Consider the following 19,940-nt stretch of genomic DNA (forward strand, 5'->3'; position numbering starts at 1 on the left):
GTGACCCGCCGGACACCCGTGAGTGTTCGTCGCCCGGACGGGGGAGGATGGACCCATGGAGAGGTCGACCTTCGTCTACGACGGTGACTGCGCGTTCTGCACGACCTGTGCGGAGTTCATCGAACGCCGGATCCCGACCGGCGCGCGGGTGGTGCCCTGGCAGTTCGCCGACCTGGACGCCCTCGGCCTCACCGTGGCCGAGTGCGAGGAGGCCGTGCAGTGGGTCGGCGCGGACGGCTCCCGCGCCGCCGGTCCGGACGCCATCGCGAAGCTGTTGGCCGACAGCGGTCCGGTGTGGCGGGTGGCCGGCGCGGGTCTGCGGTTCCCGCCGGTGCGCGCGCTGGCCTGGCCGGTGTACCGCTGGGTGGCCCGCAACCGCCACCGCCTACCGGGCGGTACGGCGGCCTGCTCGCTCCCGCAGGAGGCGCGGGAACGCCTCTACGGCCCGACCGGTCGTCCTACCACCGGAGCCTGATCACCCGACCGGGCCCGATCATCGGGCCGGGCCTGATCGGGTGGCGTGGACATCGGCTCGGCGTCCACCGGGCCGCGTCCGGCGAGCCGGCGTGCCCATACCAGCGGTCGTACCCGTTCCAGGGGCAGGAAGCTGGTCATCGCGGCCAGGTGTGGCGCGAACGAGATCGTGATGGTCGCGATGGTCACCACGTGGAACGAGTAGAAGAAGCCGACCATGGCCACTCGCCAGCGGGCCGGTATCAGGAACACCACGGGGCTGAGCAGCTCGAAGGCCACGATGCCGAACTGGGCGACGATCAGCAGGTACGGCACCTGGGCGATGAGGTCGGCCAGGTCGGTGCCGCGTCGGATGATGGCCCGGGCCAGTACCGAGCCGGTCAGCCAGTCCAGACCGCCGAAGCGCAGCTTGGCCCAGGCGGCCAGGAAGTACGTGCAGATGACCGCGATCTGGGTGACGCGCAGGGCCCAGCCGCCGGCCTCCGTGCGGGTGGTGTCGCCGTGGCGGGCCCGGCCGGCGGTGGGCAGCACGGCCAGCGCGACGAGCAGGCCGAACCGGTCGTGGTCGACCTTCCCGTAGCTCATCGCGATGATCATCCACTCGAGGTACAGCGCGCAGACCGTCCAGCCGAGCAGCCGGGGTGCCCGGCCGGTCGCGGCGAGCAGGGCGGCGAGCAGGAGCCCCCAGAAGATCACCGCCACGACCGTCGGCGTCGGGGTCGGCAGCGGGAGCAGGCGGCCGATCAACAGCGGCTGGTACAGCTCGCCGGGCACGCTGGCTCTGGTGCGTACCCATGGGGTGAAGACCACCAGGTCGGCGGCGACGAAGAGGTAGATCAGGGTCCGGAACGCGGCGATCCGTCCGCGGGGCACCGCCTCCGTCAGCCAGCCGGTCATCGGGAGACCTGCCAGCTGACGATCGTCTCGTCGGTGTGCCGCCCCGTGGGCCGGCCGGCGCGGATGCCGTGCCAACGGATGACGATGCGGACCTCGACCAGCGCGGGGGCGTCCGGGTGACGCTCGGCGTACGCGTCGGCGACCTCGGTGAGCAGCGCGGGGTCGGCCGCGTACCGGTCCTGCTGGCCCTCGATCTCGGCGCGGCGGATGCCGGTCGCGTCCTGGTCGAGGTCGACCACCGCTCCGGTGCTGTTCACGCCCTCCACCCGGGTGTCCGGGGCGGGGGCGTTCGGCGGGTTCGAGGTGGCGTACATCCGGAACGGGCCGAACGGGAAGTCGTCGTCGCTACCCCAGAACGTGCCCAACAGCAGCAGGACGAGACCGAGTGCGGTCACGCCCAACCGGGTCGTGCGCCCACGGGTGGTCAGGGTCTCCATCGGGTGGTGACGATACGGGATGTACCGGCCGTCTCGGGTCCCACCGCCGGTCAGTTCCGCCTGCCCGGGTCGGTGATCATGCGCGGCTGTCGGGATATGACGAAAGGCCGGACCCGAACCGGGCCCGGCCTTCGCGTGCCGTCGCGGGGACGGCTCAGTGGTTGTGCTCGGCCAGCTGCTTGCGGACGTCGTCCATGTCCAGAGCCTCGACCTGCTCGATCAGGTTCTCCAAGGCGGACTCGGGAAGGGCGCCCGGCTGGGCGAAGACGATGACTCCGTCGCGGATCGCCATGATCGTCGGGATCGACCGGATGTCGAACTTCGCGCCCAACTCCTGCTGGGCCTCGGTGTCGACCTTGCCGAACACGACGTTCTGGTGCTTCTCCGAGGAGCGCTCGTAGACCGGGGCGAACCGCTTGCACGGACCACACCAGTCGGCCCAGAAGTCGACCAGGACGATGCCGTCGTTGCCGGTCACCTCGTCGAAGTTCGCCGAGGTCAGCTCAACGGTTGCCATTGCACTCTCCGATCACCGCGGGTTGTCTGCGTCCCGTAGAACCAGGGCTGACCGTATCGAATTCCCGGGTGGGTACGCGCGAAACGTGCGCGGGGCTGCGCGGGAACCCTGACGAGCATCGAAGGTTGTGAGTTCATCCTGTCCTGCGGAACGCAAGTGCATGACGCACTTGCGTGACCTGCGGTGATGGGAGCGTTTCCAGAGAGATCCACCCGATCGAGCGCTACGAATCGGTAACTTGAGCCCTGACGAGGAGGTATCCGGCCTGCGGAGATCGCTGATCAACCTCGCCTCCGTCACCGAGAGTAGTGTTACGAAAAGATAAATGTGACCGCGATCTCTGTTGGAGTTACGGCACCGTAGGGCAGAATTCCTCACATCAGAGCGTGGGCGGCGGGTGCCGGGGAGGGCCCCGCCGCTCATTGCGTCTCCCCTCGGGTGAGTGACCGGTGTGACATTTCCGCCGAAGTCCCGCCCCGACCGTCGCCTTAACCAGCGGTAAGGCATGCTGTGCCGAACTCCATCGCCGCCCGTCGAAGGGGACCAGGATGCAGTTCGGCCGCTACTACGAGGAGTTCGAGGTCGGCGCGGTCTACCGGCACTGGCCGGGCAAGACCGTCACCGAGTACGACGACCACCTCTTCTGCCTGCTCACCATGAACCATCATCCGCTGCACCTGGACGCGCACTACGCCGAGACGTCCAGCCAGTTCGGGCGCAACGTCGTGGTCGGCAACTACATCTACTCCCTGCTGCTCGGCATGTCGGTGCCCGATGTCAGCGGCAAGGCCATCGCCAACCTGGAGGTGGAGTCGCTGCGCCACGTGGCGCCCACCTTCCACGGCGACACCATCTACGGCGAGACGACGGTGCTCGACAAGCGGGAGTCCGGCTCCAAGCCCGACCGGGGCGTGGTCTCGGTGGAGACCCGCGGCTACAACCAGGACGGCACCATGGTCTGCGTCTTCCGCCGCCGGGTCATGGTCCCCAAGAAGGAGTACGCGGCCAGCGCCGTTCCGGACGGGGTGGACCCGGAGCGGCCCAGCTTCCCCACGCCGCGCTGAACGCGCTCGGCGGACCGCGTGCCGCCGCCGGAACAGGACGTCTCCAGCCAGCGGGTTCTGCCGGTTGCGGCCGTGTTCCCGTTCTGAGGCTTATGCTGACGCCGGAGGTTCCGATGAGCCACTCCGTCGCCGGAGAGCCGCCCTCTGCCGGCCGCCGTGCCGCACCCTTGACCACCGCCGTCTACTCCGCCGCCGAGTGGGACCTGCTCACCAGCCTGCCCGCTCGGGTCCTCGTGGCCGCCGCCGCGCCCGGCGCCGGCCGCCCGGAGCGCGGGGTGGAGGCGGGCCTGGCCGGCCTGGACGCGGTGGCCGCCGGCCGTGGGTTCGACAGCGATCTGGTCCGTGCCGTGGTCGCCGCGATCTACGCCCGGCACGATGGCGCACCGGCTCCCGCTGAGCGGCTCACCGATCTGGTGGACCTGCTGGCCGCGTGTCGGGCGGCGGCGCGGGTGCTGCGTCGGCGTGCCGATCCGGCCGACTCGGCGGCGTACCGCCAGTGGGTGCAGTCGGTCGCGGCCCGCGTCTGCCGGGCGGTGCCCGGCCTCGACGGGCATCCGGCCAGCCCGGCGGACCGGCGCTTCCTGGACCGGCTCGGTGACGCGCTCGGCCTGGGCTGAGATCGCGGGGCGCCGGGGTGGCCGTACTCTCTGATGACCGTGACCGACGACCAGCTTGAGGTGGGTGTGGGCCCCTGGCCCGGGGACCTGCCCGAGGATCCGCGCTACGACCCGCAACTGCTGGCCGAGGGCGACCGGCGCAACGTCGTCGACCGCTACCGCTACTGGCGGCACGAGGCGATCGTCGCCGACCTGGACCGACAGCGGCACGGCTTCCACGTCGCGATCGAGAACTGGCAGCACGACTTCAACATCGGCACGGTGGTGCGCAACGCCAACGCGTTCAACGCCGCCGAGGTGCACATCGTCGGTCGGCGTCGGTGGAACCGACGCGGCGCGATGGTGACCGATCGCTACCAGCACGTCCGGCACCACGAGACGATCGAGGAGTTCGTCGCCTGGGCGGCGGGACGGCGGCTGCCGGTGCTCGGCATCGACAACCTGCCCGGCTCCCGGCCGATCGAGACCGCAGTCCTGCCGCGTGACTGCGTGCTGCTGTTCGGCCAGGAGGGCCCGGGCCTGTCCGCGCCCGCCCGGGCCGCCTGCGCCCAGCTCCACTCCATCGCCCAGTACGGCTCCACGAGGTCCATCAACGCGGGAGTGGCCAGCGGCATCGCCATGCACGCGTGGATCCGGACGCACGCCGGTCCACCGCCGGACTGACCATCGCCCCGGTGGACGCGCTCGGCGTTCCGGCTTGACGTGCCGGCGATGTGGGGTGACGGTGGGGATGTGAGTGTCGCGGTGAGTTGTCCGAGATGCGGGGGCCCGGTGCGGGCGCCGGATCTGATGCACACCGAGTCGAGGTGCCTGCGCTGCGGACCGGTGCCGCCGCTGCACGTGCCCGAACACATCGGGGCGGAGATCGTCGCGAGCGTGGTGGAACGGATCACCGCGGCTCCCGGTCCACCCGGGACACCACTGTGGTGCCCGTGGCCGCTGCCGCCCGGGTGGACCCTCACCGGCGTGGCGTACGCCGGGGACGACCGCACCGGCGTGCGGGCGACCGCGGTGGCCTGCGCGGGGCCCGCGCCGCTCGACGACGGCCCGGCGGATCTGGTCTTCGTGGCCGAGGAGCCGGGCGTGGGCCTGGGGACGCGACTCGCCGGCCTGGCCGGCCCCGATCCCGGACCGGAGCTCGTCGACGCGCTGGCCGACCCCGGCCCGGGGCATCCCGAGCACGTGGGGCAGGCCAGGATCAGGGTCGGCGGGCACCCGACTCCACTGTGGTTGGTTAATTCTCCGACGGATCGAAGCGCGTACGCCGGCGAGGCTCGGGGAATGTGGCTGCATGCGATAGCCTGGCCGGCGAGTGCGGGTCATCTGCTCGCGGAGGATGTCGTGTTACACGACCTGACCGAGTGGACTCCGCCCGAACTCGTGTACGGCGCACCGTCTCCGTACCTGTCCGGGAGAGCTTGACATCTCTTCCGGGTTGACGGAGAACGGACGCAGATATTCACTGTACGACACCACACTGATACTCTGGGTGCCGCTGCGGTAATGGGACCCGGCGCCGCGCGAGAGGATGGCCCGCCATGGTCAAGAAGGTCCTCACCTGGGCCGGAATCGCATTCTTGATCTTTTTCGTCGCCTATCGGCCAAACTCTGCGGCTGATGTGTTCAAGTCGCTGGGCGGCGGGATCATGGACATCGCCCAGGGGTTCGGCGACTTCTTCACCAGTCTCGTCGCCTAGCCGCCGATGGGCAGCCCCTCCGGTCCACCCTTCGACCCGGACGACCCCGACCGGGACCGTCGCGAGCGCGACACCGAGCCGATCCCGCGGATCGGGCCCGATGACGGCCCGGGCTACGGTGCCGGTCCCGGCCTGTCCGACGGGCCATCCCTTTCGGACGACGTCGGCTACGGCGACGGGCCCGGCTATGCCGGCGAAGGGCGGTCCGGTCGGGCCTGGATCCGCGATCCCGACGCCGCCAACCAGCCTCCCCAGATCTCTGAGGAGGAGTTGGCGGGGCTGCGCGCCGACGCCATGGGGTCGACCCCCCGACGGGTTCTCCCGCTGGAGGATGAGCCCAGCTCGCTGGTCGCCCGTTACCTCTTCCCCACCGAGCGGTACCGGGGCGAGTGGAAGCGGCACTGGATCCACCTCACCAACCCGCTCCTGATCGGCGTCGCGGCGACCTTCGTGCTCGGTTACCTGTCCGGCTTCCTCGCGGGGCGGAACGTGGGCGCGTTGACGACCGTCGCGGTGCTGCTCTGGTTCGCCGTCATGGGCTGGGTGGCGTGGAAGGTCGCCGACTGGTGGTATGACCGGTTCATCCTGACCAACAAGCGGGTCATGGTGGTCAACGGCATCGTCACCCGCAAGGTCGCCATGATGCCGCTGGTCCGGGTCACCGACATGAAGTACGAGCAGACCCCGACCGGCCGGGCGCTCAACTACGGCACCTTCGTGCTGGAGTCCGCGGGCCAGGAGCAGGCGCTGCGGGAGGTCAAGAATCTGCCCAACCCGAACGAGCTCTACCTACGGGTCGTCGAAGAGATGTACGAGCCGCAGGCGGTCGAGGCGCGGTTGGGCAAGGAGGCCGACGAGGCCAAGGCCGACGACGGGGCGTGAAAGTTTTCGTCCGAACATCGGAGCAAGTGCGCACCTTTCGTCATGGACCGGAACGCCGCTGACGTGGCACTCTTCCAGAACGGTTTGGGTGCGGAGGTGTGTGGTGGCGAGCAGGGATCCCCTGGAGGAGGAGTTTCGCGAGTTCGTCGCGGCTCGCTCCGCCGCCCTGCTCCGTACCGCCTATCTGCTCTCCGGCGACTGGGCGACGGCCGAGGATCTGCTCCAGACGGCGCTGACGAAGACCTACCTCGCGTGGAAGCGGCTCGGCGGGATCGAGGCGGTCGAGCCGTACGCCCGCCGGGTGATGGTCAACACGTCGACGAGCTGGTGGCGGCGGCGCTGGCACGGTGAGCGCCCCACCGAGGTGCTACCCGAGCGTCCCGGCGTCGACGAGATCGAGCGGCAGCTCGACCGCGACCTGCTCTGGCGGCACCTCAAGGAGCTGCCCGGCCGGCAGCGGGCGGTGCTCGTCCTGCGCTACTACGAGGACATGTCGGAAGCGCAGACGGCAGCCCTGCTGGATATTTCACCCGGAACGGTGAAAAGTCAGGCATCCAGGGCGCTGGCCACGTTGCGTCGCCGCATGGGCGGCGAGACTCCTGATCTGGCCGCCGCGCCGACCGGCACCGCCTCGGGGCGCGGCCGCGACGCGGCCGCCGCCCGCTCCCGAGAGGCTGCCCGACCCGGCGGGACTGTCGAGGCGGTCCCGTCCGGTTCGGTCGGAGGGATGGCCGGAGCCCGCTCCGCGGTGACGCCGCGTCCCAGCGTCGGTCGGGCCGAGCCCATGCCGGTCGCGCCGCGCCCGTCCGCGCCCCATCCGATCGCCCCGGCGGTCGACCTGCCCACCGCTTCGGTGGCCGTGCCTGTCGGCACCGGCCCCGGAGAGCAGCAGTGAACGTCTTTCCGCGGCTCCCCGACAACCTCACGGGTGGCCTGCGGCGTCCTAATCAGGTGCGACGTGACCAGCTCGAAGGTGCGGTGCGGGAGGCTCTCTCGCGCCAGGTCGCCGTTACCCGTCCACTGACCGCCGACCCAGCCGGTCAGGCCATCCGGCGCGCCAACCGGATCCGACGGCGGCGTGCCGGAGTCGGTATCGCGCTCGGGGTGGTCACCACCGTGCTGATCGGCGCCGGCATGACACACCTCTCCGGCGGCTCCGACCAGCAGGGGCCGCCCATCGTCGTCATCGGCGACCCGGACCTGTCGGCCCAACCGCTCGCCACGGCCAGCGTCGCCCCGCCCCCGCCCCCGCCCCCGCCCTCGTCGAAGGCGTCCGCCGACGCACTCTTCGCCAGCGCCTTGATCGACGCCGACGGCAAGCGCCTGGCGCTGCCCGGTGTCGGCCCCGCCGAACTCGCGCACCGGCTACCCAACGGCACGGGTCTGCTGGTGGTCGGAGCGCCCACCGCCGCCGGGCGCTCCCTCTGGGTCGCCCAGGACGACGGCCTGGTGCAGGTGCTGCTGGCCGGCGCGGGTCAGATCGTTCTCGCGCCCGACGCCACGCAGGTCGCCTGGCGGGACGGCGAGGACCTGCTCGTGGCGGGAGTCGTCGGCACCCAGCTCATCGGCACGGTGCGTATCGCCGTCCCGGACAGCGCGCAACCCGTCCGGTTCGTCGGCAGCAGCCTGTTGGTCCGACCTGATCCGACCCGGCCGGGTCACGTCCTGTGGCGGCCCGGCGCGGACAAGCTGACCGAGGTGCCCGAGCAGGACACCCTGAACGTCTACGGTTCGCTGCCGGACGGGCGGCTGGTCAGCCAGGTGTCGGCGAACTCGGCGGACGGGACCTGCCTGGCACTGGTCGATCCGTTGCGGGCCACGAAAGCGGCACGTACCGCCTGCGGCACCCGGTTGAGCCCGGACGGCGTCGGCGGGATGTCCGACGACGGACGATGGCTCCTGGTGAACGGGAAGGTCGGGTCGACCGACCGCTCCCTGCTGGTCGACCTGGAGCGGCTCGGTACGACGCTGGACGCCGTACCGGTCGGCCCGGCGGTGAGCGGCGCGGTCGCCTGGACGAGCGACTCGGACGTCGCCTACGTCGACAGCTCCGGCTGGCTGGTCCGGCTCAACGTCAAGCGGGTCCGTGCCGGCGAACCGGCCGAGCAGACGCCTGTGGCCGGCATCGAGCCCGGCGACCGGCCGGTCCTGGTCAGCGGCTCCTGACCCGGCCGGGTCGGTCGGCGCACCGGGCCGGGCGGCGGGGATCGCCGCCACCTACGCGAGTCTGCTTCGGGTCCGCTCGGTAGCGTCGGGGAGTGACCTCGCGTACCGGCTCCGCGCCCCGGATCGACCTGCACGCCCACTCGACCGCCAGCGACGGCACGCTGACGCCGGCCGAACTGGTCCGTGCCGGCGCGGACGCCGGTCTGGACGTGCTGGCCATCACCGACCACGACACCACCGCGGGCTGGGCGCCGGCCGTACGGGCGTTGCCGCCCGGCCTGCTCCTGATCCGGGGCGCCGAACTGTCCTGCCGCTGGGAGGGCGCGGATCCGGCGATCCCACTGCACCTGCTGGCCTACCTGTTCGACCCGGAACACCCGGAGCTGGTCGCCGAGCTGGCCCGGGTGCGGGCCGCCCGCGAGGAGCGCGGTGAGCGGATCGTGGCGCTGTTGCGCGCCGACGGCATCGACGTGAGTTGGCCGGAGATCCTCGCCGGCGCGGCCGGCGGGACCGTCGGTCGCCCGCACATCGCGCAGGCGCTGATCCGCGCCGGCCTGGTCGCCGACACCCGCGCGGCGTTCGGCCCGGACTGGCTGGGTGAGCGGTACCGGCTGCCGAAGGAGGACATCGACGTCCTCCGGGCGGTCCGGCTGGTCCGGGCGGCCGGGGGCGTACCGGTGTTCGCCCATCCCCGGGCCACCCGACGTGGCCGGGTGGTGCCCGACGAGCTGATCGCCGAGCTGGCCGCCGCCGGGCTGGCCGGGCTGGAAGCCGACCACGAGGACCACAGCCCGGCCGAACGGGCGCACGTTCGGGCGCTCGCCGCCGAGCTGGACCTCCTGGTGACCGGCTCCTCCGACTTCCACGGCACCCACAAGACCGTCCGGCTCGGCGCGTTCACCACCGGCGTCGAGGCGTACGAGCGAATCGTCGCCGCCGGGGTGACCGAGGTCGCTTCAGTCTGATCCGCGTATTTCGCCCACCGTGACGCGGCTAGGTTGCTCACGTGGATCTGAAGCTGTTCGGCGAGGTTTTCGTGACCCTGCTGGTGATCACCGACCCCCCGGGCATGATGCCGATCTTCCTGGCGCTGACCGGGCCGCTGCCCGCGCGCGACCGTAACCGGGCGGCGTGGCAGGCCGTCGCGCTCGCTCTCGGTGTGATCGTGATCTTCGCGGTGGCCGGGCAGACGTTGCTCGACTACCTGCACGTGGACCTGCCCGCGTTGCAGGCCGCCGGTGGGCTGCTGCTCGTCCTGGTCGCCCTCGAGCTGTTGACCGGCAAGGCCGACGACCCCAGCCAGCAGGTCACCTCGAACATCGCGCTGGTGCCGCTGGGTACCCCGCTGCTGGCCGGACCGGGCGCCATCGTGGCGACCATGCTCTTCGTCCAGCAGGCCGACGGGTTCGGCGACTACACCGCGATCGCCGCGGCGATCCTCGCCGTCATGGTCGCCGTGTGGATCGTGCTGCGCTTCTCCGGCGGCATCGTCAAGATCCTCCGCCCCGGAGGCATCGAGGTGCTGACTCGGATCGCCGGCCTGCTCCTTGCCGCGATCGCCGTTCAGCTCATCGCCGACGCGGTGGCCGCCTTCGTCACGCAGTACGTGAACATGACCTGACCGGGATAGTCCGGATGTCGGGGGTGGATGGCAGGATCGCAGGCGTGCGACGAGCCTCTTCATCCGGACGATCCGCCGCTGGCGGTCGGACCCCTCAGCAGCGTCCCGGCGGCGCCGAGCAGCTCGGCTTCGAGGGGATGCCGGAGCGTCTGTTCGTCTGCACCCCGAGCAAACTCGGTGCGTACGCCGACTGCCCCCGCCGCTACCGCTACTCCTACGTCGACCGCCCCGCGCCGCAGAAGGGCCCGCCCTGGGCCCACAACTCGCTCGGCGCCAGCGTGCACACAGCCCTGAAGAACTGGTACGCGTTGCCCGCCGACCGACGCCGCCCCGAGGCGTTGGCCACCCTGCTCAAGGGCACCTGGGTCCGTGAGGGCTACCGCGACGACGAGCAGGAGCGGGCCGCCTACCGGCGGGCGCTGAGCTGGCTGGAGGCGTACGTCGAGACGTTGGAGCCGGACTCCGACCCGCTCGGTGTCGAGCGGGTGGTGGCGGTCAAGACCGCCGTCCTGGCCTTCAACGGCCGAACCGACCGCATCGACTCCCGGCCGGGGCCGGAGGGTCCGGAGCTGGTCATCGTCGACTACAAGACGGGCCGCACCGGGCTGGACGCCGACGACGCCCGGGGATCGCAGGCGCTGGCCCTCTACGCGTACGCGGCCGAGCGGGTGTTCCGCCGGCCGTGCCGCCGGGTCGAGCTGCACCACCTGCCGACCGGCACGGTCGCCGGTCACGACCACACCGTCGAGTCGCTGGCCCGCCAGTTGATCCGCGCGGAGGACACGGCCCGCGACATCATGGCCGCCGAGCGGGTCGTCGCCGACGGCGGTGACGCCGACGAGGCGTTCCCGGTCGCGCCCGGGCCGCGCTGCGGCTGGTGCGACTACCGGCGGCACTGTCCCACCGGGGCGCAGACCCCGGGCAAGGAGCCGTGGGCGGCCGTGGAACGAACCGTCGAGGGCTGATCGCGTCCGCCGGCCAGCTCGACGCGGCGCACGCGGGGTCGGTCAGCCGGCCAGCGTTGCTCGGTCCGCCGCACGTTGCTTGGCGGCCTGGATCAACGGCCCCTCCAAATAGCGACGCGGCACCGCGCCGAGCGCCAGTCGCAGCGCGCGAACGCTGAGATCCGCCGACAACTCGGTGGTGGGCAGCCCCAACCCGCCGTACATCCGCCGGGCCCACGGTGGGAGCAGCGCGAGCGCGGTTCCGGCGATCCCGAGGTACGCCCAGCGTGGCGGACCGAGGTTGAGGCCGAGCCGGGCCGGCAGGCCGAGCTTTCACGGCAGCGGTGGGGCGGTGAGGAACAGCGCCGTCTCGGCGGCTTCCCGGGTCATCCGCAGCTCCGGCCGAACGGCACGGTAGTAATCCTGGACCTCGGCGGCGGTGCCCGGCACCGTGGCCGGGTCCAGCCCGACGAGGGCGGCCGACCGACGTTGCTCGGCGTAGTAGCCGTCCACCTCGTCATCGGTGAGCGGCAGACCGGCCCGGCGGACGGTGCTGAGGAACGACTCGACCCCGGTGACGTGCACCCAGCGCAGCAGGGCCGGGTCGTCGATCCGGAACTCCTCGCCGATGGCGGGGTCGGTGGCCCGCAGCCGGGCGTGCAGTCGACGCAGCCGCGCGCCGGCCTGCTCCGCGTCGAGGGTCGTGCCGTAGACGGTGGTCTCCACGTAGGTGGCCGTGCGGACCAGCCGTCCCCACGCGTCCGTGCGGTAGTTGCTGTTCTGCGCGACGCCGGCCATGGCGCGCGGGTGCAACGCCTGGAGGTAGAGCGAGCGCAGGCCGGCGACGATCAGGATCGGCTCCTCGTGCACCTTCCACGTGACCGAACCCGGACCGAAGAGGCCGAGGTCATCGGAGTCCACCGACAAGCGTGCCACGGCCGGCGCGTCGGTGCCGGCCAGCACGGCCGGCCGGGGTTCCGGCGACGGGGAAGAGGTCAGCCGTCGGCGGCGCGGCGTGACTGACAGCTCGGGCAGAGACCCCAGAAGGTCACCTCCGCCTCGTCCACCTCGAAGCCGTGCGCGACGCCCGGATCCAGGCAGGGCGCGCTGCCGACCGCGCAGTCGATGTCGGCGATCTCGCCGCAGCCGCGGCAGACCACGTGGTGGTGGTTGTCGCCGACGCGTGCCTCGTACCGGGCGGGGCTGCCGGCCGGCTCGATCCGGCGGGACAACCCGGCCCTGCTGAGCGCCCCCAGCACGTCGTAGACCGCCTGGGTGGAGACGGAGTCGAGGCGTTCCCGGACCCGCCGGGTGATCTCGTCGACCTCCAGGTGGCCACCGTCGGCGAGGACATCCAGCACCGCCAGACGCGGTCGGGTGACGCGCAGCCCCCGCGATCGCAGCAGTTCCTCACCTCTGGACACGCGCCAATGACAGCACGCGCGACCAGCGACGACAACAGTCGGCCGAGGGCGGTGGTCACGAACACAGCTCCGTAAAGATCGATCTAGGCACTGAACCTCATCAGCGCCGTGCGCGTGTCTTTCGGGGGAGAGCCCGGGGACGACCGGCGGTTCGTCCGTACGCTGACGATCCCGGGACCGCGATCCGCCTGGAGGTGTCGATGTTCGAGAAGATTCTGGGTCTACCGACACACGTCTTCGTCGTGCACGCGATGGTGGTCTTCGTCCCCCTGCTGGCGGTGCTGGCCATCGCGTACGTGGGGCTGCCGCGCTGGCGGCACCGACTGGACTGGGCGCTGGGCATCCTCGCCGTGGTGACGCCGGTGACCGCCTTCGTGGCCGTCGAGTCGGGCGAGGCGTTGACCGACGCCCTGGTCGCCCGTGGTTACCAGGGGCAGATCCTCGACCAGATCTTCGAGCACTCGCGCTACGGCGACATCCTCTTCCGGATCGTGGTGCCGCTGGGGATCGTGGCCATCGCGCTGCTCGTGGTGACCAGCGGTCACCCACGGGTGCCGCGGCTGCCGGCCCTGGTGACGCCGGTGCTCGCGGTGGCCGCCGTCGCGCTGTCGCTCGCTGCCCTGGTCTACGTCGCCCTGACCGGTCACTCCGGTGCCGAGGCCGTCTGGGGCACCACCCTCTGACCAGCGCGGACCGACGGTCGCTGCCGGCGGCCGCCCAGTGGCACGGTGGTCAGAACAGGATTCGCGAGCAGAGCAGGCAGACGAGCGCCACCACCACCACGGCGGCAGCGGCCCCGAAACCGTAGGTGACCCGCTGCGACCGCTGCTCCGCCGCGTCGAGGGCGGCCGTGTCCTGAGGTGGCAGGCGTCGTGGCGGCGCCGGCTCCAGGTGTACGGGAGGACGCCAGCCCGCCGGAGGCGGCACGCTCGGGGGCGGTCCCGCGTACCCGTCGGTGGGTGGTGTGGCGGGTGGCGGTTGGTCCGCCGTGGGACCGTCGTCGGTCCCGGGCCGACGCCAGTAGTCGTCGGGGGTGCTGCCACCGCTGGGGGTCGTCACGCCGTCCGAGGCTACCAACGGAGCGGGCGGCCTGCGCTAGTCTTGCCGCTCGTGAGCACCGAGGAACCCGCCGCCGGGGTCGCGCGCGGCGATGACGACCGCACCGTCGACCTGAGCGACGACTTCGTGGTGCTGCCCGAGCAGACCTCGGACGACACCGACCACGGTTGGGGCGAGCGCAGCGTAGGAAACGACGACTGGCTCCTCGACCAACGCCCTCCGCACTGGGACTGAACCCCGGACGGGATGGACCTCGCCCGGGGTTCAGCGGCGCACCGCCGACGTAGCGGGCTGCGGCCGAGCGGAATCAGGACGCCGAGCTGGCCGCCGCCTTGCCGCTGCCCGATCCACCGGACGACGAGGACGACCCGGACGACGACGACCCGGACGACGACGAGGACGTCGAAGACGACGAGCCGGAGTCCCCACCCGAGGACGAGGACGACTCGGACTTGGCCGGCTTGGTCGCGCCGCCGGCTGACGTCTCCGAGCCGGACGCGCGGGAGTCGGTGCGGTAGAAGCCCGAGCCCTTGAAGACGACGCCGACGGAGTTGAAGACCTTGCGCAGCCGTCCCTGACACGCCGGGCACTCGGTCAGCGGCTCGTCAGAGAAGGACTGCACCGCCTCGAGCTGGTGACCGCACGCGGTGCAGGCGTACTGGTACGTAGGCACGTTCTCCTCCGGTATCTGGACTCGGCCAGTTGGCACTCGACCTATTCGAGTGCCAATGGTGCGTCATTCGGGCCGGGTTCGTCCAGCGGACGTGTGGGGCGCGACACCCTGCGCCGTACCCGGGCCGTCATCAAGCGTACGCATTCCGCCGGAGGGGGTGACCACCGCGCGGACCGGACGGTCGTGCGGCTCGGCGGGCAGCGCCTCGACCAGCTCACCGTCGTGCAACGGCACCACGGTCAGGCTCGCCGTGGGCACCCGGGCCAGCGCCCGGTCGTAGGAGCCTCCGCCGCGGCCCAGCCGCCGGCCGTGGTGGTCGACGGCGAGCGCCGGCACGACCACCAGTTCCGCGTCGGAGACGGCGGCCACGCCGAGGCGGGGGCCGACCGGCTCCCGGATGCCCCGGCCGGCGGCGGCCAGCGCGTGCGGACCGGTGTACAGCGCCCAGTCCAGGTCGAGATCCGCGCGAAGCACGGGAAGCAGCAACTCGCCCTCGGCCGGTAACGCCCCGCGCAGCACCTCCGCGAGGTCGGCCCCGCCCGGCTCGGAGCCGACCGGCACGTACGCCGTCATCCGGCGCGGGCGCAGCCGGCGTACCAGGGCGACCAGCTCGGCCTGGACGCGCCGGGCGGCTGCGGCCCGCGCCGTGTCGTCCAGGGTCCGACGGTGGGCGAGTAGCCGTACCCGGGTGTCCCGCTTCGTCACACGGGTCACTTCCGCTTCATCAGAAAAATCTGACACGCAACACTCCTGACGCAACGCCACTCCCACGGTTGCTCTGTGTCAGCATCGCAAGCAACGGAGGCGGAACTTCCGGGGGGACCGAGTGACGCTACGCGGGCGGTTGACGGCAGCCTTCCTCGTGGTGGTGCTCGGCCCGGTCCTGCTCGGTGCGTTCTTCGTCGCCTCCACCGTCACGGCCGTCGACCGCACCCGGTCCACCGAACGCCTCGCCGTGGCGGCGTCCGCGGTGCGTACCTCGGTCGACGCCCTCTGCCAGCAGCTCCGTGCCGCCGCCGACGCGGTCGCCCTCACCGGTGATCCGGCGGTCGTCGCCGGCCAGCTCGTCGGCCGGGGGTTGGCCGCAGCGGTGCTGGTCAGCGACGTGGGTGGACGGGTCACGTACGTCTCGCCGGGCGCGCCGTCGACACCCTGGCGGGACTGCGCCGAGCCGGTCGCCGCGACGTCCGGTCCGGTCCGCGCGCTGGCGGCCCGCGTCGACCGGCGGGACGCGGCCGGCGCCCTGCTGGGCAGTGTGGCCGCCGCGGAGCTCGTCGACCCGGCCTTCGTGGCCCGGCTGGCGGCGGTGAGCGGAGTCGCGGTCACGCTGCTCGACGGCGGCGTGAGCGCCGCCCGGTTCACCCACACCACCGAGTCCCGCGAGGTACGCGACGGGGTGCTGGCCGCCGCCGGCCACAGCACCGGAGAGCAGGTCACCGAAACCACCAAGGGCCGGTACGTGCGGCGGATCGGACCGTCGGTGGGCCAGCCGCTGCCGCTGGTGCTGTCGGTGCCGAGCACCAGGCCGCCGGGGCTGCACGTCACGCTGGCCGGCGTGGTCGTCCTGGCCGGGCTGCTCGCCGTGCTGACCGCGTGGCGGCTGGCCCGGGTGACGACCCGGCCCCTGGCGGAGCTGGCCGGCGCGGTCGACCGGGTGGCGCACGGAGACCTGACCGCCCGGGTGCCGGTGCGCGGCCGGGACGAGCTGGGCCGGCTCGCGGAGGCGTTCAACCGGATGACCCGCGAGACCGGTTCGTACGTCGCGGCGCTCACCAGCAGCCGTGACCAGCTTCGCGGGCACCTCGCGGTGCTCGGCGACACCCTGGCCAGCACCCACGATCTGCAACGCATCCTGCGGGTGATCCTGCACAGCGCCATCGCGGCCACCGGCGCACGGGCCGGCGCGGTGCTGCTGGTGGAGACCGGCGGGGTGCTGGTCGCACAGTGCAGCGAGGGCTTGGACGGACGCTGGCCGGTCCCCGACCCGGACGGCCCGCAGACCCTGCGGGTGCCGGTGGGCGTCGGCGTGGTCGGCGCGGTGGCCGCGACCGGCGAGCCGCAGCGGGGACGCGTGGAACCGACCGAGCCGCCGACCGGTGAGCCGCGCTGCCGCACCTACGTGGCGGTCCCCTTCGCCGCACCGGGCACGACCGGGCTCGGCAGCGGCACGACGACCATCCCGGGGGGCGAGCGGACCATCCCGGGGGGCGAGAGCACCGCCGACGAGGCGGTCTCTCCGGCGGTGGCCCTCGGCGTGCTGGCGCTCTACGACCGGGTGGGCGCGGCCGAGTTCGACGACGACGACCTGGTCACCCTGCGGACCTTCGCCGGGCACGCGGCCGTCGCGGTCGAGAACGTGCGGGTGCACGAGGAGGCCCAGCGGCTCTCCCTCACCGACCCGCTCACCGGGCTGTGGAACTACCGCTACCTGCGCGAGTCGATCCGCCGGGAGGTCGAGCGGGCCAGCCGGTTCGGCCGGATGCTCAGCGTCCTCGCCCTCGACCTGGACCGCTTCAAGGACGTCAACGACACGTACGGGCACGCGGCAGGGGACACCGTGCTGGCGGAGTTCGCCCGGCGGGTACGCGGAGAGATCCGCGAGGTGGACCTGGCGTTCCGGCAGGGCGGGGAGGAGTTCGTGCTGCTCCTGCCGGAGACCGACGCCCGGGGCGCGGCGATCGTCGCGGAGCGGCTGGGCGCGGCGGTACGCGAGACGCCCATCGCCGTCGAGGCGTACGCGGGGCCGATCGTGGTGACCGTGTCGGTCGGTATCGCCGTCTACCCGGATCACGGCAGCACCGGGCGGGAGGTGCTGGAGGCCGCCGACGATGCCCTCTACGTGGCCAAGGCCGCCGGTCGGGACACCTACCGCGTCGCGGAGGTCCGCCCGGACGTGCCGACGCGGGAGATCCCGGTGCCGGCCGGCGCGGTCAGCCCACCCGACGGGCTGCCGAGAGCCGGTCGGCCCGCGCAGGTCCCGCGGGAGCCGGGCGGCCACGCCCGGTCGGAGTCGGCTGCGGGTGTACCCGAATCGAACCGTCCGGGGCCCGCGCACGCGCGGCCGGAACCGGCGGACGGCCCGGTGGACGCCGCGCGAGCCGGCCCGGACGCGGCGCGGCCGGGGCCGGGCGGCGGCGCGTCTTCTGGGCCACACCCGCCGCGGCAGAGCCGTGGCCGATAGTCTCGCGGCATGTCGGAGCACTCAGCGAACCCCTCAGCGACGGTCGCCGCAACCGGCCGTCCCCTGGCGGTCAAGGCCGTCATCCCGGCCGCCGGACTCGCCACCCGCTTCCTGCCGGCCACCAAGGCGGTTCCCAAGGAGCTGCTGCCGGTCGTCGACCGGCCGGTGCTGCAGTACATCGTCGAGGAGGCCGCCCAGGCCGGCATCGGTGACGTGTTGCTGATCACCGGTCGGGGTAAGACGTCGATGGTGGACCACTTCGACCGTCGCCCCGACCTGGAGGCCAGGCTGGAGGAGAAGGGCGACGCCGAGCGGCTGGCGGCCGTGCGCCGGCCCGGTGAGCTGGCCGAGATCTACACCGTCCGGCAGCCGGAGCAGCTCGGGCTCGGGCACGCGATCGGGTACGCCGAGGCCCACGTCGGTGACCAGCCCTTCGCGGTGCTGCTCGGGGACGAGTTCGTGAAGCCGTCCGAGCCGCTGCTGCCGGCCATGCTGGAGTTGCAGGCCCGCACCGGCGGCGTGGTGCTCGCCTTCTTCGAGGTCGACCCGGCCGACACCAAGCGGTACGGCATCGCCTCGGTCGAGCCCGCCGAGGGCGACCTCACCGACATCGGCGAGGTTGTCAAGGTGACCGGCATGGTGGAGAAGCCGCAGCCGGAGGACGCGCCGAGCAACCTGGCCGTGCTGGGCCGGTACGTGCTGCCCGGCACGATCTTCGACGCGATCCGGCGGACCAAGCCGGGCAGCGGGGGCGAGATCCAGCTGACCGACGCGATGGAGTTGCTGCGCACCGAGGGCACCCCGGTGCACGCGATCGTCTACCGGGGCACCCGCTACGACACCGGTATGCCGCTGGGCTATCTCCAGACGGTCGTGCAGATCGCCGCCGAACGCGAGGACCTCGGCACCGAGTTCCGCGCCTGGCTGGCCGACTTCGTCAAGGCCGACGCGGCAGGCGGATCTGGTACATGACCGCGACGGCCGACGCCGAGGCGGCCGCGAACGAGTTGACGCCGCTCGCCGACTACCTGGGCAGCGTGCTGCGCAGGTTGCGTGCGCTGCCGCCACTCGACCTCGACCTCACCCAGGCGCACGGCAACGTCCTCGCCGAGGACGTTGCCGCGCCGCACGCCTTCCCGGCCTTCGACCAGGCGGCCGTGGACGGCTACGCCGCGCGCTGGGAGGACATTTCCGGAGGGGGCCGGGGCCCGAGCTACGTCCCGGCCCCCTCCGGCACGCCCGGCGGGCGGAGCATCCGGCTCAACGTGGTCGGCGACCTGGGCGCGGCGAGCTGGCGGCCGGTGCGGCTCACCCCGGGCGCGTGCTTCTCGGTGGCCGCCGGGGCGCCCCTGCCGATCGCCGCGGACGTGGTGGTCCCGGTGGAGTGGACCGACCAGGGCATGGCCGCCGTCGAGATCTTCCGCACCCCCAAGCGGGGGTACGGCGTCCGCCGCGCCGGTGAGGAGCTGCCCGCCGGCACCCTGCTCGCCCGCGCCGGCACGTACGTCTCCCCGGCCCTCGTCGCCGTGTTCGCGGCCACCGGCATCGGCCATGTAGTGGTCCGGCCCAGCCCCCGGGTGGTCATCGTGGCCACCGGGGACGAGCTGGTCGACGTGGGCCGGGGCAGCCAGCCCGGTCAGGTGGTGGACGCCAACTCGCACGCGCTGACCGCCGCCGCGGCCGAGGTGGGCGCGCTGGCGTACCGGGTGGGCATCTGCGACGACGACCCGGAAGGGCTGCGTGGCCTGCTGGAGGACCAGACCCTGCGGGCCGATCTGATCATCACCACCGGCGGGACCGGCACCGGCCCCGGTGACATGGTCCGGCGGATCCTGTCCCGTCGCGAGGGTGGCCGGGCCGGGCCGGTGGCCTTCACCGACGTGGCGCTCTATCCCGGCACCGCTCTCGGGTTCGGCACGGTCGGAGCCGAGGAGGTGCCGGTGGTCTGCCTACCCGGCGATCCGGGCGCCGCGCTGATCGGCTTCGAGGTGCTGGCTCGGCCGGCGATCCAACTGCTCGCCGGCGCGGAGCCGGTGTTCCGTCCCAGCGTCCGGGCACACCTGCTGGAGACCGTGTCCTCACCCGGCGGGCTGCGCGAGTTCCGGCCCGCGCACGTCGCCGAGCGACGCGGCGGCGGTTACACCGTGCAACCGCTGCGTGGGGGGCCGTTCACCCTCTCCGGCCTGGCCGAGGCGAACGGGCTCCTGGTGCTCGGCGAGCGGGTCACCAGCGCCGCCGCCGGCTCCACCGTGGACGTCCTACTGCTGGACCGCCGTCGGTGAGATCC

The 19,940-nt window shown here is 72.5% G+C and carries 24 protein-coding genes and 1 pseudogene; 17 read left to right on the forward strand and 8 right to left on the reverse strand.

Annotated features, from left to right (window positions below):
* The first annotated feature begins 55 nt into the window (after positions 1-55).
* A complete protein-coding gene (locus ACLQ25_RS23665) occupies positions 56-475 on the forward strand; it encodes a thiol-disulfide oxidoreductase DCC family protein (protein WP_425732989.1) in 420 nt (139 codons plus the stop codon).
* Here ACLQ25_RS23665 and ACLQ25_RS23670 read toward each other — a convergent pair.
* From ACLQ25_RS23670 to trxA, 3 genes are all read right to left on the reverse strand, one after another.
* Positions 439-1,371 carry an MFS transporter permease gene (locus ACLQ25_RS23670; RefSeq protein WP_425732990.1) on the reverse strand — a complete coding sequence of 311 codons (933 nt, stop codon included), beginning with the start codon at positions 1,369-1,371 and terminating at the stop codon, positions 439-441. The two genes, ACLQ25_RS23665 and ACLQ25_RS23670, sit on opposite strands and share 37 nt — an antisense overlap.
* The gene (locus tag ACLQ25_RS23675; protein ID WP_425732991.1) at positions 1,368-1,808 is read right to left on the reverse strand and encodes a hypothetical protein; all 441 of its coding nucleotides are present in this window, start codon (positions 1,806-1,808) and stop codon (positions 1,368-1,370) included. The genes ACLQ25_RS23670 and ACLQ25_RS23675 overlap by 4 nt, the downstream gene beginning before the upstream one ends.
* A 154-nt stretch (positions 1,809-1,962) precedes the next feature.
* A complete protein-coding gene (gene trxA / locus ACLQ25_RS23680) occupies positions 1,963-2,325 on the reverse strand; it encodes a thioredoxin (RefSeq protein ID WP_425732992.1) in 363 nt (120 codons plus the stop codon).
* Positions 2,326-2,873: 548 nt separating this feature from the next.
* Here trxA and ACLQ25_RS23685 point away from each other — a divergent pair.
* From ACLQ25_RS23685 to ACLQ25_RS23735, 11 genes are all read left to right on the forward strand, one after another.
* On the forward strand, positions 2,874-3,389 hold the full coding sequence (locus ACLQ25_RS23685) for a MaoC family dehydratase (protein WP_396801075.1): 516 nt from the start codon (positions 2,874-2,876) through the stop codon (positions 3,387-3,389).
* A 92-nt stretch (positions 3,390-3,481) separates the two neighbouring features.
* Complete coding sequence (locus tag ACLQ25_RS23690) at positions 3,482-4,006, forward strand: hypothetical protein (RefSeq protein WP_425732993.1); 525 nt, start codon at positions 3,482-3,484, stop codon at positions 4,004-4,006.
* Positions 4,007-4,045: 39 nt separating this feature from the next.
* On the forward strand, positions 4,046-4,669 hold the full coding sequence (locus ACLQ25_RS23695; RefSeq protein ID WP_425733022.1) for a TrmH family RNA methyltransferase: 624 nt from the start codon (positions 4,046-4,048) through the stop codon (positions 4,667-4,669).
* Positions 4,670-4,717: 48 nt separating this feature from the next.
* Complete coding sequence (locus tag ACLQ25_RS23700; protein ID WP_425732994.1) at positions 4,718-5,428, forward strand: DUF6758 family protein; 711 nt, start codon at positions 4,718-4,720, stop codon at positions 5,426-5,428.
* Positions 5,429-5,544: 116 nt separating this feature from the next.
* Positions 5,545-5,703 carry a hypothetical protein gene (locus tag ACLQ25_RS23705; RefSeq protein WP_007455302.1) on the forward strand — a complete coding sequence of 53 codons (159 nt, stop codon included), beginning with the start codon at positions 5,545-5,547 and terminating at the stop codon, positions 5,701-5,703.
* 6 nt (positions 5,704-5,709) lie between these two features.
* Positions 5,710-6,585, forward strand: a complete 876-nt coding sequence (locus tag ACLQ25_RS23710) for a PH domain-containing protein (protein ID WP_425732995.1) — start codon at positions 5,710-5,712, stop codon at positions 6,583-6,585.
* Positions 6,586-6,688: 103 nt separating this feature from the next.
* Entirely contained in the window at positions 6,689-7,480 is a 792-nt protein-coding gene (locus tag ACLQ25_RS23715; protein WP_425732996.1) for a SigE family RNA polymerase sigma factor, read from the forward strand.
* The gene (locus ACLQ25_RS23720; RefSeq protein ID WP_425732997.1) at positions 7,477-8,751 is read left to right on the forward strand and encodes a hypothetical protein; all 1,275 of its coding nucleotides are present in this window, start codon (positions 7,477-7,479) and stop codon (positions 8,749-8,751) included. The genes ACLQ25_RS23715 and ACLQ25_RS23720 overlap by 4 nt, the downstream gene beginning before the upstream one ends.
* Positions 8,752-8,843: 92 nt before the next feature.
* Entirely contained in the window at positions 8,844-9,716 is an 873-nt protein-coding gene (locus tag ACLQ25_RS23725) for a PHP domain-containing protein (protein ID WP_425732998.1), read from the forward strand.
* A 41-nt stretch (positions 9,717-9,757) separates the two neighbouring features.
* Positions 9,758-10,372, forward strand: a complete 615-nt coding sequence (locus tag ACLQ25_RS23730) for a MarC family protein (RefSeq protein WP_425732999.1) — start codon at positions 9,758-9,760, stop codon at positions 10,370-10,372.
* A gap of 44 nt (positions 10,373-10,416) precedes the next feature.
* Complete coding sequence (locus ACLQ25_RS23735) at positions 10,417-11,337, forward strand: RecB family exonuclease (RefSeq protein WP_425733000.1); 921 nt, start codon at positions 10,417-10,419, stop codon at positions 11,335-11,337.
* A 42-nt stretch (positions 11,338-11,379) separates the two neighbouring features.
* Here ACLQ25_RS23735 and ACLQ25_RS23740 read toward each other — a convergent pair.
* Both ACLQ25_RS23740 and ACLQ25_RS23745 read right to left on the reverse strand, forming a co-directional pair.
* Positions 11,380-12,237: pseudogene (locus ACLQ25_RS23740) on the reverse strand (oxygenase MpaB family protein).
* A 74-nt stretch (positions 12,238-12,311) separates the two neighbouring features.
* Positions 12,312-12,740, reverse strand: coding sequence for a Fur family transcriptional regulator (locus ACLQ25_RS23745; RefSeq protein WP_355048996.1), 429 nt, complete (start codon positions 12,738-12,740; stop codon positions 12,312-12,314).
* A 200-nt stretch (positions 12,741-12,940) separates the two neighbouring features.
* Here ACLQ25_RS23745 and ACLQ25_RS23750 point away from each other — a divergent pair, with 200 nt between their 5' ends.
* The gene (locus ACLQ25_RS23750) at positions 12,941-13,423 is read left to right on the forward strand and encodes a DUF2231 domain-containing protein (RefSeq protein ID WP_425733001.1); all 483 of its coding nucleotides are present in this window, start codon (positions 12,941-12,943) and stop codon (positions 13,421-13,423) included.
* Positions 13,424-13,472: 49 nt separating this feature from the next.
* Here the strand turns inward: ACLQ25_RS23750 and ACLQ25_RS23755 are convergent, their stop codons facing one another.
* Positions 13,473-13,799 carry a hypothetical protein gene (locus ACLQ25_RS23755; protein ID WP_425733002.1) on the reverse strand — a complete coding sequence of 109 codons (327 nt, stop codon included), beginning with the start codon at positions 13,797-13,799 and terminating at the stop codon, positions 13,473-13,475.
* Between the two features lie 51 nt (positions 13,800-13,850).
* On the opposite strand from ACLQ25_RS23755, the gene ACLQ25_RS23760 reads away from it, so the two are divergent.
* A complete protein-coding gene (locus tag ACLQ25_RS23760; protein ID WP_425733003.1) occupies positions 13,851-14,033 on the forward strand; it encodes a hypothetical protein in 183 nt (60 codons plus the stop codon).
* 73 nt (positions 14,034-14,106) lie between these two features.
* On the opposite strand, the gene ACLQ25_RS23765 is transcribed toward ACLQ25_RS23760, so the two are convergent.
* Positions 14,107-14,472, reverse strand: coding sequence for an FmdB family zinc ribbon protein (locus ACLQ25_RS23765; protein ID WP_425733004.1), 366 nt, complete (start codon positions 14,470-14,472; stop codon positions 14,107-14,109).
* Positions 14,473-14,535: 63 nt separating this feature from the next.
* The gene (locus tag ACLQ25_RS23770; protein WP_425733005.1) at positions 14,536-15,213 is read right to left on the reverse strand and encodes a 5-formyltetrahydrofolate cyclo-ligase; all 678 of its coding nucleotides are present in this window, start codon (positions 15,211-15,213) and stop codon (positions 14,536-14,538) included.
* Between the two features lie 85 nt (positions 15,214-15,298).
* Between ACLQ25_RS23770 and ACLQ25_RS23775 the strand changes: the two genes are divergently transcribed.
* The 3 genes from ACLQ25_RS23775 to glp are packed head-to-tail and all read left to right on the forward strand — an operon-like array spanning position 15,299 to position 19,935.
* The gene (locus ACLQ25_RS23775) at positions 15,299-17,653 is read left to right on the forward strand and encodes a diguanylate cyclase (RefSeq protein WP_425733006.1); all 2,355 of its coding nucleotides are present in this window, start codon (positions 15,299-15,301) and stop codon (positions 17,651-17,653) included.
* A gap of 9 nt (positions 17,654-17,662) precedes the next feature.
* On the forward strand, positions 17,663-18,625 hold the full coding sequence (locus ACLQ25_RS23780; RefSeq protein WP_425733007.1) for a UTP--glucose-1-phosphate uridylyltransferase: 963 nt from the start codon (positions 17,663-17,665) through the stop codon (positions 18,623-18,625).
* The gene (gene glp, locus ACLQ25_RS23785) at positions 18,622-19,935 is read left to right on the forward strand and encodes a gephyrin-like molybdotransferase Glp (RefSeq protein ID WP_425733008.1); all 1,314 of its coding nucleotides are present in this window, start codon (positions 18,622-18,624) and stop codon (positions 19,933-19,935) included. The genes ACLQ25_RS23780 and glp overlap by 4 nt, the downstream gene beginning before the upstream one ends.
* Positions 19,936-19,940 lie beyond the last annotated feature (5 nt).

The sequence above is a fragment of the Micromonospora sp. DT44 genome, assembly GCF_049841635.1.
In the GTDB taxonomy this organism is placed as follows: Bacteria; Actinomycetota; Actinomycetes; order Mycobacteriales; family Micromonosporaceae; genus Micromonospora.